Source organism: Gemella parahaemolysans, assembly GCF_053758945.1.
This window is the reverse complement of sequence record NZ_JBSMTP010000005.1, coordinates 52656-67220: the sequence shown is the minus strand read 5'-3', so window position 1 is coordinate 67220 and position 14565 is coordinate 52656. Positions and strand designations below refer to the sequence as shown.

Here is a 14565-nt window from a genome sequence, read left to right as displayed (position 1 = left end):
TTGCTCAAATCGTATTTTCAGAAAATTTATTTTAATTTTAAAAATATAAATTACCAAATTATTAAAATATATGATATAATTGAGAATATGTATAAACATAAGGAGAAAAAATATGGTTGAATTACTAAGAAAAGATCAAAAAGTTGAAAATACTTGGGACTTAGAATCAATGTTTAAAACAAATGAAGATTTTTGGAACCAATTTAAAGAAGTAGAAAAACTTATTCCAGAAATAAAAAACTATAGAGGAAAAGTTAAAGAAGGCGCAAAAGGACTATTAGAGGTTTTTAAAGCCGAAGAAGATATGTCTTTAAAAATGGAGCAATTAACTATTTATGCTTTTCTAAGAAAAGATCAGGATAGTACTGATGCTGAATACGGTGAATTATATGCTAAAACAATGAATTTAAGTTCTAAGTTTTATGCGGAATGGTCATTTTTAAAACCGGAACTACTTTCTATTGAAGAAGATGTATTATTGGGATATGTAGAAGAACTAGATGAACTGAAAGTTTATAAGTTTAAGTTAGAAAAACTAAATAAAAAACGTCCTCACACTTTAGATCCAGAACAAGAAAAAATCATTGCAATGGCCGGAGAAGCTTTAAATGCAAGTGATGAAACTTTTTCAGCGTTAAATAATGCTGATGTTGAATTTGAACAAGTAGAAGATAAAGATGGAAATAAATATACTTTAACTCATGGGACTTATGGAACTTATATGGAAAGTACGGATAGAGTACTTAGAAAAAATACATTCCATGCCTTGTATAATTATTTTAAAAAACATAATAATACATTAGCTTCTACATTAGGTGGAAACTTAAAAAGAAAAAAATATTATGCAGATGTTTATAAATATTCATCAACAAGAAATAATGCATTATCTAACAACTTAATTCCTGAGGAAGTTTATGATAATTTAGTATCGGTAGTAAATCAAAAAATCCCTGCTTTACAAAGATACTACAATTTACATAAACGAGCAAAAGGTTTTGAAGATTTTAGACTATATGATAGATCAGTATCGATGGTAAAAGGAGAGCCGTTAAAATTCACATTTGAAGAGGCTCGTGATATTGTACTTGAAGCGGTTAAACCAATGGGTGAAGAATATGTTAACGACATGAGAAAAGCATTCACAGAACGTTGGATTGATGTTTATCCAAATAAAGGTAAACGTTCTGGAGCTTATTCATGGGGAGGTTATACTACAAAACCATTTGTACTATTAAATTTTGATGGAACATTAAATGACGTATATACTTTAATTCACGAATTAGGTCACTCTATGCACTCATTCTATACTAGAAAAAATCAGCCATATGTATATGGAGATTATTCAATCTTTGTTGCAGAGGTTGCATCAACTTGTAATGAAGCATTATTAACGGAATACCTTTATAATAAATTTGAAAAAGAAGGCAACAAAAATGGTATGCTACGTGTACTTAACCAGGCATTAAGCGGCTTTACATCTACAGTATATAGACAAACTCAATTTGCTGAATTTGAGCATAAAATTAATCAACATCTTCAAAATGGGGGAGCTCTAACAGCTGAATATTTAAATACTGAATACTTCAATCTAATCAAGAAATACTATGGTGATGTATTTACTTATGATGAAGATATAAAATATGAATGGTCTAGAGTACCCCACTTCTATTACAATTACTATGTATACCAATATGCGACTGGATATTCTGCAGCACAAGCATTATCAAAATTAATCTTGGAAGATAGTAAAAACGCTAAAGTTTATATCGATGAGTTTCTTTCTAAAGGATGCTCTAATTATCCAATTGAGGTCCTAAAAAATGCAGGTGTAGATATGTCTAAACCTGAGCCAATAGAATTAGCCCTTCAAGACTTCGAAGAAAAAATAGAAAAATTTGAAAAATTATATTTTTAAAATATACAGAATCACTTGTATAGGTAGACAGGCTATACAAGTGATTTTTAAATTTATATATTTTGTTAGTAACTAAATTTCTTAGATAGATTCTATTGATACTCTAGATTTTTGATGGAAAATATACTAAAGATATATTGAAAAATGTTTTATTTAAAATGATTAAATTAAATGAAAACCTTAAAAGAAAGAATAGATTTCTAACTTTTTGAATCGATATATTATACTTATTTTATTTTTTTAATGTTGCTAAGATTAGCTCTATTCTATTATTAATTCTAATAGGGAATGAACTGTTTCCAAGACCTTGAGAAACTATCATAGTTGAATCTTCTAGAACATAGTTACCATTAGTATATTTTGGGAAGAAACCTTGACTAGGAGAGAAAATACCACCTACAAATGGGATTCTCCATTGACCGCCATGCGCATGACCTGAAAAGATAAGTTCATATTTTATATCTGCGTAAATTGGAAATTTCTCAGGTCTATGTGATAAAAGTATATTAAAGTGATTTGATGAGTAAAGTTCTTTTAGAGTTTTTATGAAGTTTGCTCTATGATTTAAATTATCTTCATTTTTAAAGAAATTATAATCCTCAACCCCAACTAAATTAATACTTTCATTATTTTTTGTGATAAATAGCTTACTGTTGTGTAAATGTGTAATATTAAGTTTTTTCATTCTATTTATAAGTTGCTCGTATTCTTCAGGAAGTCTTAGTTCATGATTTCCAGAGACGAAATAACATGGGGCTACTATTGCTAATTGACTTAAAATATTATAAGCAATATCCATATTGTTATTATAGCTATCTAAAATATCTCCGGTAATAACAATCATATCTGGATTAAAGTTTTTAATTTTATTTATAAAGGATAAATCGCTATGTCCGACTTTATCACAGTGAATATCGCTGACTTGAGCGATTTTAAAATTGTCAAAAGCTTGAGGCAGTTTATCAAACTTAAGAGTTGTTTTTCTTACTTTTAATTTTTTATTTTGTCTTATTATTGAACTAGCTACAATAATCGGAGCCAGTGCTAAAAGTTTTCGATTCATTACATTTCACCTTTAAAATAATTTAGTAATAAACATAATAGTATTTTAAAATATTATACCATAAAGCTTAAAGTATGTTAAAATATATAGTGATAATTAATGTAAAATTAGAGGATAATTATATGATAAAAATTGAGAAGATTGATAAAATAGCCGCTTCTAGAAAACACTCTTATTCAGCTCCGCAATGGCAAGCAATAGCTATTACTGGTGCTGATATTCTTGTTGCTGCAGCTGCAGGGAGTGGTAAAACTGAAGTGCTTTCTGAGAGAATTGCAAGAAAGGTAGCTTCTAATAGATGGGATATAGATCGACTGCTAGTACTGACGTTCACGACTGCTGCAGCGAAAAATATGATTGTAAGAATTGAGAATAAAATCAGTGAACGATTACTATCTACCAATAAGGAAGAAGATTTAATATATTTAAGAAAACAAAGAATGTTAATGAATGATGCTTATATAAGTACTATTGATAGTTTTTGTTTAAATGTATTAAAGAAATTTTATTACCTAGTTGAAGAAAAGATTGATGATGAAATTAAATATTTATCACCTAATTTTAGTATACTTGCGAATAGTAAAGGATTATTGAATGAAACAGTAGGAAATGTTCTTGAACAATTAGTACAGGAAGATTCTAATACGACTGACCTATTATTTACAGTATTTGGTTCTAAACAAAATATTAGCTCTTATATTATTGATTTATACTATAAATTATTAAATATTCCAAATTTTCAAAATTATCTAGATGAAGATTTTACAAAACTAAATGATTTAGTGACTAAAGATTTTGAAATTGAAGAAAATAGTGTAATAGATAAATTTTATAAAGTTAGTGAGCTAACTCAAAAGGAAAGTATAGCTATTGCGATAGATTTCAGTAAGTATGTACAACAGTATTTAATAAATAGTAAGAAGGAAAGTTCATTAGATATATTGTCTCTTGTAAATTTGGATGAAACAAAAAAAGTGAAGCTTGCAAAGTATATAGAAGAAGATGAAGTTTCTTTCAAGAGCAATCAAGAACAACTTGAAGAGATAGGAGAGCTTATTAGTAAACTTAATACACAGTTTGAGGTTGAAGATAATATTTATGATACGGGACTATTAAGTGAAGTTCACGAAATTCTTATTGATTATCTAAATTATTTTAAAGTTTTAGAAAAAATGAATTTATTGGCTAAGTCGATTACAAGTATATTGAAGAAATTGCACAATGATTTCGTAAAGAGAAAACGTGAGAATAATTTTTTAGATTTTTCTGATTTAAATCATCTTGCTATAAAGGCTTTAACTAGAGAAGAAAATGGAGAAATTGTTCCTAGTGAAGCGGCCCAGTTCTATAAAAATTATTTCTTGGAAATATATGTTGATGAGTATCAAGATAATAATAACCTTCAAGAGTATATTTTAAATCTAATTAGAGGAGAGGGAGTTTGCTTCTTTAGGGTAGGAGATGTAAAACAAGCAATCTATGGCTTTAGAGGATCAAATCCTGATTTATTCGAACAGAAATATAATAGTTATAAAAAACTAGAAATCGATGATTATTCTGAGAAACAAGAATATTCTTTTGAAGATGATTCTGAAGGAATCTGTATAGTTCTAAAAGAAAACTTTAGAAGTGATGTTAATATATTAAAATCTAGTAATTATATTTTTAATAGACTTATGGGGAATAAGAATGCTGGGGTAAGTTATGGAGAAGATAGCGCACTATATTATCCAAAAGAAAAAGAAAAGAATAACTCTGAAATTATTCCAACTAGGTTAATTAATGGTAAGACTAACTATTTTACAGGTGAGGATTTAGAAGATAAAAAATCTTTTAGAGAACAATCTATAGAAAATATTGCTTATGAAATATTATTAGGTATCAAAAATGGTAAAAAGTATAGTGATTATGTTATTTTAGTTAGAAATAGTACAAAAATGTCTAGTTTTAAAGAAGTTTTTTCTAAATACAATATACCGTTATTCTTTAAGGAAAAGGTAGGGTTTACTGAATCTAATTCATTTAACATTTTGTATAATATTCTTAGATTTTTAGATAATACGAATAGAGATGCTAGTTTACTTGCAGTTTTACATACTGAGATATTTGATTATAGTAATGATGAATTATTAAAGTTATCGATAACAAAAGGGAAAAATCTTTTTGAAAAATTACAATATAGTGAAAAGAAAAAAGATTATAATACTGTAAATTTATTAAAAAAATGGTTGAATTTTAGTTTAAACAATTCACTTCCAAGCCTATTGGAGTGTATAGCTACTGATATAGATTTCAAAAATTATTTAGTAACAATTGATGTAAATGATGAAGAATTAGATTATTATGAAAACTTTATAGATATTGTTAATGATTATCAAAATATAGATAATAAGTTGAGCGGCTTGGTGAATCAATTAAAAACTATTAAAAATGATGAGGTATTTGAAACGAAAAAACGTACTCCGAATGATAGTGTAACATTATCTACTATCCACATTTCTAAAGGTTTAGAATACAAGACAGTTTTCGTAGCTGATTTAGATACTTCATTTAGCAAAAGAGGATATACGGGTGAATTATTATTTACAGAAATCTTTGGTTTAAGTATCAATGTAGAAGAGTTAGGGCAAAATCTTGGATTAACTTCTGGTACTATAGAGAAATTAAATCAGTTGTATAAATATAATAGTATTTTAATAAAATTGCGTGAAAGAGAAGAAGAAGTGCGTAATTTATACGTTGCACTGACTCGTGCTGAAAATTCGCTACATCTCGTGAGTCCTAATGGAATAGAATTAAATAATGAGAAAGCAAAAGATAAACCATTATATCAAGCACTAATAGAGGATGATAATTTTGAGAAAATCTTAAATAATTTATTAAGTGATTATGGTGAAGAATTTATTTTTGAAAATGAAAGAGATGCATTATTTGAAATGTATGAGAGTAATCCTTCCTTAGAAGAGGAAGAAGAAGGTGCGAAATTTGATTTGCAAGAATTTTATGAACAATTCGAGAGTAAGAATCAGAAAGAAGCGATTCAAAGTAATAATGATGCAAGGGAAGAGTATAAGAATAAAGTATTCCCTGCAAAAACTTCATACAGTGCCTTGAAAAAAATTAATACTAAAGATAATGAGTGGAATCACAAAAAAGAAAAACGAGGCTACTTAGAATTAACTACATTAAAAAAATCAACGTCTACAAGTAAGGCGATTTTAAGAGGGAATATCATTCATAAACTTTTTGAAAAGATAGTTAATGATACGAGAGAAGGAGTGGAAATTTCGGATGTAGTTTATTACATCGATAGCTTAAAGAAAACAGATAATTTACTACAGAATATAAAAGAATATAGAATACTAACTCAAGAGGAATTTGATAATATAAATAATAAAGATGATATAGAAAAAATCACTAACTTTATTAATAGTGAGTTAATAAAATCAGTATCTAAAAGTAAGTTTTGCCAAACTGAGATAGCATTCACAACTACTAAAAAAGCAAAAGAATTATATGACGATAGTGAAAGTGAATTTGATGTTATTTTACAAGGGGTTGTCGATTTATTTATTAAAATTTCTGATAAGGAAGCAATTATCGTAGATTATAAAACGGATTATGTGACTAGTAAAAATGGAGAAGAAGTTTTACGAGATAGACATAAAGAGCAACTTAGAATTTATAAAGAAGCAGTAGAAGAGTATTATAAATTATATAACATAAAAACATATGTTTATTCGTATGTATTATCAAAGTTGATTGAGATTGAATAGAGTAAAATCACAAAGTATCATAAAAAAGTTAACACGTTGTTAGCAGAGTGTAATTGTGGTATAATAAAAATTGATTTATTATAATTTGGAGGTGAAATCGTGAAATATATAGTTTGTAATAGTGAAACAGCAGTTTTAAATAGAATGTATGATGAATTTGAAAAAAACTTGGAAGACGGAGCAGTAATCTGTTTACCAGAAAATATTATAAATACTCAATTTACGAATAGAATGATAGATGATAATCAAACAGGAAAATATCGTTATAAACATGTAATAATGTTAGGACAACGTGAATTTGCTGATATTGATATTGAAGAAAAATTTGGACTATATAGATATGCTAGACATGAGTTATTTAAGAAATTAGATGTTGAAGCTAAAAACATTTACTATCCTCAAATATTGAATAGCAATGATTATGAAGAAGATTTAAATACTTATAAAGGTGTATTATCTGATAATCCGATAGATGTTGCTGTGGTTTTCCTAGGAGCTGATGGTGGAATACTTGACTATCGTTTTGCAGACGAAGTAAATAGAAATCTTCACATTGTAGAATTTTCGGATGAGGAGAAATCGCAACTTCAAGAAGCTGGAATGGAAATTAATGGTAATAAACTAATAAGTATCGGGTATGAAAATCTAATGGCTGCTAGAAATTTATTTGTAGTTGTATTAGGTAGTGATAAGAGAAAATATATTGCAGAATTATTTGAAAATGAAGATTCTGACAACAAAACTATTTTATCAATATTAAATAATCATAAGAATTTATTTATTTTTACAGATAAAGAGGCAAGTTATAAATCTGAAGAAGAAGTAAATAGACTTATTAAACAAAGACAAAAAAAATTAGAAATTAAAGAGCGAGAAGAAAAACTACAAAATGAGGAGAAAAAAAAGGATAGGTAATATGTATGAATGATTATCAGAAAATTATAGATTATGATTTTAGTGATACAGTTCTAGATGATAAGCTTGTTGTGAAATTTAAATTGAAAAAAACTTTCTCTGAAGATCAATTTATCAGTCTTTTTACTCCTAAAAAAGGTGAGAGGTTTATTATAAGAACACCCGATACTAAGACGTCTATAATTGGAATAGGTTATGAAGCAACATGGTTATTAGATTCTAATGATTTTTTAACAAGTTTTGATAATAGTAGTGTACTATCTGGTTTTGAGGAATTAAAAGCACAGGTTAGTATTTTAGAAATAGATGAGCATGATTGTGAATACTTTGGTATTTATGGTGGAATCTCAGATGGAAATAATAAAAATGGTCAAGAGTGGGTAGACTTTAGTGATACTTCATTTGTTGTACCGGGAATACTAGCAGTTTTTAAAGGGAATGATGTTTATATTACATTGTTCTTTAATATGAAAGAAGAAAAAGAATTTTCTGAGTTATGGACAGAGAGAATCTCATTTTTAAAAAAACTAGAAGATGAGAATGAAATCTCAAATGATCCTAAGATTTCAGTTGTAAGGGAAATATATCCAGAGTTATGGCAGGAAAATATTAGAAAAGCTCTACTTCAGATTGAAAAAGAAGAACTAAAACGTATAGTTTTATCAAGAAAAAACTTGATATTGCTAGAGAGCAATACTTCTTTAGGAGCGATAACTAAGTATCTTTTGAGTAAAAATAGATATTTTATCGCATTCGAATCGAAGAAAAGTTTATTTATTACAACTAATCCGCTTATTTCTTTGGATTATACTGAAAATGATTTGAAAGCACATCTTTATTTAAAGAAAGAGAACTTATTCAATAATGATTATTCAATTATGTTTGATGAAAAAGAAATAATTCAAGAATATAAAGAGGATTTTGAATCTCATTATGGGACTGAGTTTAATGTATATGACGACAAAACTCTAATGGGGAAAAAACTTGATGTATATTCTGTTTTACACTCTAAAGTAGAGGAGTCTCAAAGGGCGATAAAAGCTCTTAGTCTTTTATATCCTATGCCTATAATAAAAGGATATCCAGAAAGTGTAGCGAAGAAGTTTTTTGATGAAAATTATAATGTGAGTTATGGTTTTTGGTATTCACCTTTTGGATATATAACTAATAAATTAGATGCTAAGTTCTATACATGTGGTAATATGATGGTAGCTCAAAATAATATGATTACATTATTTACAAGTATATTATTATCAAAAGATGAAAGATATGATGAGGTAATAGAAAAATCTAATAAAATAGTAAATTCTAGCCTAAAATTATTCGATCATTAGGAGAGAAATAATGAGACAAAGTATGATGAAAAAAGGTATAATTCTTACTTTACTAGGCGCAACTTGTTGGGGATTGTCGGGAGTATTGGGAGAATATTTACTAAATATATCAAAGATTGATCCTGTTTGGATTATAGCTAATAGGTTATTTTTTGCAGGAATTGCAATGGTAAGTATTCTATTTATAAGAGACAAAAATAATTTAGTAAGAGTATTTTTAGATAAGAAAGATATTCTAAAATTATTAAATTTTTCGTTTTTTGGACTATTAATCTGTCAAGGAACATTCTTCTTAACAATAAAATATACTAATGCTGGTATGGCAACGGTTATACAGTATATTGGTCCAGTAATAATAATGTTATATTATTGTGTTATAGGTAGAAGATGGCCTTTACCAAGGGAGGTTATTGCAATAGTGGTTTCGTTATTTGGAACTGTATTAATTGCAACCCATTTTGATTTTAGTAAACTGAATATTTCTACATTAGGTTTATTTTGGGGAATACTTTCTGCGTTGGGGCTTGCTAGCTATAATATTTTTTCAATTAGTTTAACTCAAAAATATGGAGTTATGCCTATAATGGCTTGGGGATTATTATTTTCTGGCATTGTGGTATACTTCTTAACAGGTAGTTATTATATTCCAGATAATTTTAAATTGATTGATTTAATATGTATGATAGGAGTAATTGTAGTTGGTACAATTTTATCATTTTCAACATATTTAGAAGGTGTTAGGTTAATTGGGGCAGTAACAGGAAGTATTATTGGTTGTTTCGAACCAATTGCGGCTATAATTTTTTCTTTTCTATTACTAGGAACAACATTTGGAACATTAGATTTAATAGGTGCAGGTTTTATACTGTCAGCAGTAGTTGTACTAAGTAAAAGATAAAAGGAAAATAAAAGTTTAATATATTTAATAAAGAGAACGGGGGTAACTTTAAAAAATTGATTTTGAAAACAGTGATTTTGAAAACAGTGATTTAAAGTTATTCCCATTTATAGTTAATATATATGGAAAAGTAAAATACAGAAAATTATTTTTAAGATATTTATAATTTAAATATTTTTGAAAATTTTATGTAATGCATAAAGAAAGGAGAATAATGAGTAACGTAAAATTTGATGAAATGTATAAAAGTATGAATACTAAAGAGCTTACTGCTTTAGCAAAAGAATTAAGTGTTCCAAGGTATTATACATTAAATAAGAAAGAATTGGTTTTAGCAATTCTAGAAAAACAATCTTTAAGCGAAGAGCATTACTATGCATCCGGTATTTTAGATGATATTCATTCAGAAAATGGTTTTGGTTTTTTAAGAACTGTTGATTATAAAAAAGGAGAGACAGATATTTATATTTCCGCTTCTCAAATTCGCCGCTTCGAACTTAAAAAAGGTGATGAAGTTTATGGTAAAGTTCGTAAGCCTCGTGAAGGTGAAAGATATGCAGGTATTTTACAAGTTGACACAGTTAATGATGTAGATGCAGAAGTTGCAAAAGGTAGAACACATTTCCAAGCTTTAACGCCGATTTATCCAAATAAAAAAATTGTTTTAGAGACTACCAAAGAGAAATTATCTACAAGATTTATTGATTTAGTAGCACCAATTGGATTTGGCCAACGTGGATTAATTGTTGCACCACCTAAAGTTGGAAAGACAACATTGCTAAAAGATATAGCGAATTCTATTAGAAAGAATTATCCTGATAAGAAGTTAATTATTCTTTTAATTGACGAAAGACCAGAAGAAGTAACAGATATGGAAAGATCAGTAAAAGGAGCAGATGTTGTAAGTTCAACATTTGATGAGACTTCTGAAAATCATATCAGAGTAGCTGAATTGGTAATTGAGCACGCTAAACGTCGTGTGGAACTTGGTCAAGATGTAATTATACTTATGGATAGTATAACGAGACTGGCACGTGCTTATAATATTGTAGAACCGAGTAGTGGTAAAGTCTTAAGTGGAGGTGTGGATCCATCGAGTCTTCACAAGCCAAAAGCATTTTTTGGTGCTGCAAGGAATGTAGAAGGTGGGGGAAGTTTAACTATAATCGCTACTGCCTTGATTAATACTGGTTCGAGAATGGATGATTTGATATTTGAAGAGTTTAAAGGTACTGGTAATATGGAGATAGTATTATCACCAGAACTAGCTTCAAGAAGAGTTTATCCAGCTATTGATTTCTTGAAGAGTTCTACAAGAAAAGAAGATTTATTATTAACAGAAGATGAAGTGAAAATCTTATGGCAAACACGTAGAAAACTTGAAGATGTTAGTGAACCAACTATCGGTGTATTGAATCATCTTAGAAAACATGAAAGTAATACGGACTACATTGCTGAAATGAAAAAATTTATAAGAGATTAATGTTTAAAACTATGAGATTATTAGACAGGCTATGGTGTCTATGATATAATCATTAGAACATATTAATTTTAGGAGGATTACATTGGAAACAATTAAATTTTTAATTGATTTTGTATTACATATTGATAAACATCTTGGTGAATTGATGATTCAACACGGTCCATGGTGGATGTATGGGATAATTTTCTTAATTATCTTTATCGAAACTGGTGTTGTATTCATGCCGTTTTTACCAGGTGACTCATTATTATTTGCTAGTGGAGCATTATGGGCAGCAACAGGGAATAATATCTTTTTATTATTATTCTTATGTGTAAGTGCTGCAGTAATCGGTGATAATTGTAACTATTTTATTGGAAGAAACTTCTCTGATTATTTAAAGAGTAAGGCGTGGTTTAAAAAATTTGTGTCTGATGAGAATATAAAAGACGCTGAAAACTTTGTAGCTAAACATGGAGGGAAATCTATTTTCTTAGCGAGATTTTTCCCGATTATCCGTACGATTGTTCCATTTATCGTAGGAGCTGGTAAAATGAAATACTCTAAATTTAGAGTGATAGACTTCTTTGGAGGACTTTGTTGGTGTACATTATTTATATCAGTAGGGTACTTCTTCGGAAATATTTCATTTGTTAAGAAAAACTTCTCAGTAGTTGTAATTGGTATTGTTTTAATTAGTTTAATTCCTTTAATTATTGGGGCAATTAAATCTAGAAAAAAAGCATAAAATAATAGGGTGTATAATAATTAGTGTGGATGAGAAAAATCCATACTAATTATTTTTTTATTAATTAAGAAAGTAGTTACAAAAGAAATATTTGTACATTTTGTTATACAAAAAAGTAAGGGAGTGACTCAAAAATCGTGATTTCGGAGAAATCGATTTTGTCGAGTCACCCCCGCACAGTTTATTAGATATCTAAAAAGCTTTTATAAAGCGAATTTAGATATCAATAAACCACTGCGTCTATGAATTATCATATACATTTTATTAAAATTTAGGACTTTTGAGTCAGCCCCTTGCCTGTATGAAGATAACTAAATATAAAAAATAAAACAATCTATCAAATTTGATAGGGAGATAAATTCAAAGTTAAATTAATTATATAAGGGACTTGAATTTAAAAATGTATTTATAATGAATATAGATGAGAATTATCCTTATTTGTATAAAGCAAATTATGAAAAAGTTAGATAAAAATGTATTGTTAGAAACAAATGTAGAAGAAGAAAGACGATTGCTTTATGTAGCAATGACAAGAGTAGAAGAAAGATTGTATATATAGGGCATAAAGATAGTAAGTTTATAAAAGAATTAAAAGAAATAGAAAGTATTTTGATAGAGTGCAAAGAGTGATGTTTTAACAAATATTTTAAAAAATTAAATAAAAGATTTGTATTTTTTATTTTTTTACCTTATAATAAATCTAATAATTTATTTCTAATATCAAAAAAAATGTTAAAATTTCTAAAAAATAACAGAAAGAAGGTTCTATTATTATGAAAAAGAAATTATTTTTTGTTTTATTATCAGGTAGTATGTTTTTAAATTTTAATATAGCTGATGCAAAAGGAAGTACAGAAGTTACTACTTTTTCCCAGTATACTACTATTGCGAATGATGGTGGTGGTTCACCATTGGAACCAACTATTAATTGGTAATTATTAGGAATTTTATATGTTTAATTATTTTCCTAAAGAAGAAGAAATTTTAACTGATTTATATAATTTGATATTAGATAAAGAGGTTGGAATAAAAGAGAGAGAATTGTATAAGAAAGCTATTTTGTTAATTGAAAAAGAAAATGAATATTATGAAGCAGTTTTATTTCAATTAGCACCTGCTTTAGCTTATTTAGCACGACAAGAAGGTATTTCTAGTAATGGTTGTATTTTTATGACTAAAATTAGTAGATTTACTAATAATTCTATAGGATTTTATTTATTTGATTCTATATTAAAAAAATAATTTTTAAAATCAAAGAAAACAGTGTAAAATATGTATATAAAGCAATTAGTTAGTATGTTGCATAGAGTAAAGACCTAAGGACTCCATTCCTTAGGTTTTTTAGAGTCTCCAAAATTTAGGACTGGTGAGAAGGGTCATGAGCTTAAAGCTCATGATTCCTTTTTTTATGCAAAAAATTTGCTAGCTAGATGTTAACAAGTTATAATTAAAGAACTATGTTGAGTAATTTGGAGGGAAACATGAAATTAGGAATTATTGGTTCTGGAATGATAGTTAAAGATTTCTTATCTTTTGCTCATGAACTTCCAGAAATAAAATTAGAAGCTATAACAGCTAGGAATATTGAAAATTTAAAAGAATTACAAAACAAATATAATATTAAGGAAATATATACTGATATTGATCTTTGTCTAGAAAATAAAGAGATTGATACGATTTATGTTGCAGTTCCAAATAATTTACATTATACAGTCGCTAAGAAGGCTCTAGAAGCTGGTAAAAATGTTATTTGCGAGAAACCTTTTACGTTAAAGTATGACGAGGCTGTAGAATTGTTTGAAATAGCTGAAGACAAAGGATTAATATTAATTGAAGCAATAACAAATCAATATCAAAAAAATTATCTTGATATAAAAGACAATATTGATAATATAGGAGAAATACGACTTGTTGAGTGTAATTTTTCTCAACTTTCTTCAAGATATGAAGCATTTAAAAATGGAGTAATAGCTCCAGTTTTTGATAAGAGTAAAGGTGGAGGAGTACTTGGTGATTTAAATATTTATAATATCCATTTTGTTGTTGGATTGTTTGGAAAACCTAATAAAGTACATTATTCACCTAATATAGTAAATGATGTGGATACTTCTGGTATTCTTCTATTAGAATATGATAACTTTAAAGTAGTGTGCATTGCAGCTAAAGATACTTTTAATAATAGTTATGTCAATATTCAAGGTGATCAAGGTATAATTAAAGTTATTGGTCCTACCAATGAAGTTCCTAATTACAGTATTCAAACAAAAGATAACTTTATAAATGAAAATAATAATATTCATTCACACAGAATGTTTGCTGAGTTTAAAAAATTCGTTGAAGTTATAAATAATAAAGATTTTAAATTCATGAATAATCAAAAAGAACATACTTTAAATGTAATGTATATTTATGAAAAAGCGAAAAAATTTATAGAAAATTAAAAAGGAGAAAAAT

At 27.6% G+C, this 14565-nt stretch carries 12 protein-coding genes; 11 read left to right on the top strand and 1 reads right to left on the bottom strand.

Features of this window, described 5'->3' with window-relative positions:
• Positions 1 to 112: 112 nt before the first annotated feature.
• Positions 113 to 1915, top strand: a complete 1803-nt coding sequence (pepF, locus tag ACWOBP_RS04725; RefSeq protein WP_455337690.1) for an oligoendopeptidase F — start codon at positions 113 to 115, stop codon at positions 1913 to 1915.
• A 232-nt stretch (positions 1916 to 2147) separates the two neighbouring features.
• On the opposite strand, the gene ACWOBP_RS04720 is transcribed toward pepF, so the two are convergent.
• Positions 2148 to 2978, bottom strand: coding sequence for a metallophosphoesterase (locus tag ACWOBP_RS04720; RefSeq protein WP_455337689.1), 831 nt, complete (start codon positions 2976 to 2978; stop codon positions 2148 to 2150).
• A 122-nt stretch (positions 2979 to 3100) separates the two neighbouring features.
• On the opposite strand from ACWOBP_RS04720, the gene ACWOBP_RS04715 reads away from it, so the two are divergent.
• The 10 genes from ACWOBP_RS04715 to ACWOBP_RS04670 all read left to right on the top strand — a co-directional run bounded on the left by ACWOBP_RS04715 (position 3101) and on the right by ACWOBP_RS04670 (position 14552).
• Complete coding sequence (locus tag ACWOBP_RS04715) at positions 3101 to 6754, top strand: UvrD-helicase domain-containing protein (protein ID WP_455337688.1); 3654 nt, start codon at positions 3101 to 3103, stop codon at positions 6752 to 6754.
• Between the two features lie 99 nt (positions 6755 to 6853).
• Entirely contained in the window at positions 6854 to 7669 is an 816-nt protein-coding gene (locus ACWOBP_RS04710) for a 6-phosphogluconolactonase (protein WP_455337687.1), read from the top strand.
• Positions 7670 to 7674: 5 nt separating this feature from the next.
• Positions 7675 to 9003 (top strand): hypothetical protein, encoded by a 1329-nt coding sequence (locus ACWOBP_RS04705; protein ID WP_455337686.1) that lies wholly within the window; start codon positions 7675 to 7677, stop codon positions 9001 to 9003.
• Between the two features lie 10 nt (positions 9004 to 9013).
• A complete protein-coding gene (locus ACWOBP_RS04700; RefSeq protein WP_455337685.1) occupies positions 9014 to 9901 on the top strand; it encodes a DMT family transporter in 888 nt (295 codons plus the stop codon).
• A gap of 214 nt (positions 9902 to 10115) precedes the next feature.
• Positions 10116 to 11384, top strand: coding sequence for a transcription termination factor Rho (gene rho, locus ACWOBP_RS04695; RefSeq protein ID WP_455337684.1), 1269 nt, complete (start codon positions 10116 to 10118; stop codon positions 11382 to 11384).
• An 82-nt stretch (positions 11385 to 11466) separates the two neighbouring features.
• Entirely contained in the window at positions 11467 to 12111 is a 645-nt protein-coding gene (locus tag ACWOBP_RS04690) for a VTT domain-containing protein (RefSeq protein WP_455337683.1), read from the top strand.
• Between the two features lie 454 nt (positions 12112 to 12565).
• Positions 12566 to 12670 carry a 3'-5' exonuclease gene (locus ACWOBP_RS04685; protein WP_172497884.1) on the top strand — a complete coding sequence of 35 codons (105 nt, stop codon included), beginning with the start codon at positions 12566 to 12568 and terminating at the stop codon, positions 12668 to 12670.
• Between the two features lie 253 nt (positions 12671 to 12923).
• A complete protein-coding gene (locus tag ACWOBP_RS04680) occupies positions 12924 to 13046 on the top strand; it encodes a hypothetical protein (RefSeq protein ID WP_314091376.1) in 123 nt (40 codons plus the stop codon).
• A 16-nt stretch (positions 13047 to 13062) separates the two neighbouring features.
• Complete coding sequence (locus ACWOBP_RS04675) at positions 13063 to 13353, top strand: bacteriocin immunity protein (protein WP_455337682.1); 291 nt, start codon at positions 13063 to 13065, stop codon at positions 13351 to 13353.
• Positions 13354 to 13592: 239 nt separating this feature from the next.
• Positions 13593 to 14552 (top strand): Gfo/Idh/MocA family protein, encoded by a 960-nt coding sequence (locus ACWOBP_RS04670; RefSeq protein WP_455337681.1) that lies wholly within the window; start codon positions 13593 to 13595, stop codon positions 14550 to 14552.
• Positions 14553 to 14565 lie beyond the last annotated feature (13 nt).

What these genes read in the sequence shown, in the direction of transcription:
- ACWOBP_RS04685 (WP_172497884.1), top strand. Translation starts at nt 12,566, where the DNA reads ATGAAAAAGTTAGATAAAAATGTATTGTTAGAAACAAATGTAGAAGAA.
- ACWOBP_RS04680 (WP_314091376.1), top strand. Translation starts at nt 12,924, where the DNA reads ATGTTTTTAAATTTTAATATAGCTGATGCAAAAGGAAGTACAGAAGTT.
- ACWOBP_RS04705 (WP_455337686.1), top strand. Translation starts at nt 7,675, where the DNA reads ATGAATGATTATCAGAAAATTATAGATTATGATTTTAGTGATACAGTT.
- ACWOBP_RS04720 (WP_455337689.1), bottom strand. Translation starts at nt 2,978, where the DNA reads ATGAATCGAAAACTTTTAGCACTGGCTCCGATTATTGTAGCTAGTTCA.
- ACWOBP_RS04670 (WP_455337681.1), top strand. Translation starts at nt 13,593, where the DNA reads ATGAAATTAGGAATTATTGGTTCTGGAATGATAGTTAAAGATTTCTTA.
- ACWOBP_RS04700 (WP_455337685.1), top strand. Translation starts at nt 9,014, where the DNA reads ATGAGACAAAGTATGATGAAAAAAGGTATAATTCTTACTTTACTAGGC.
- rho (WP_455337684.1), top strand. Translation starts at nt 10,116, where the DNA reads ATGAGTAACGTAAAATTTGATGAAATGTATAAAAGTATGAATACTAAA.
- pepF (WP_455337690.1), top strand. Translation starts at nt 113, where the DNA reads ATGGTTGAATTACTAAGAAAAGATCAAAAAGTTGAAAATACTTGGGAC.
- ACWOBP_RS04675 (WP_455337682.1), top strand. Translation starts at nt 13,063, where the DNA reads ATGTTTAATTATTTTCCTAAAGAAGAAGAAATTTTAACTGATTTATAT.
- ACWOBP_RS04715 (WP_455337688.1), top strand. Translation starts at nt 3,101, where the DNA reads ATGATAAAAATTGAGAAGATTGATAAAATAGCCGCTTCTAGAAAACAC.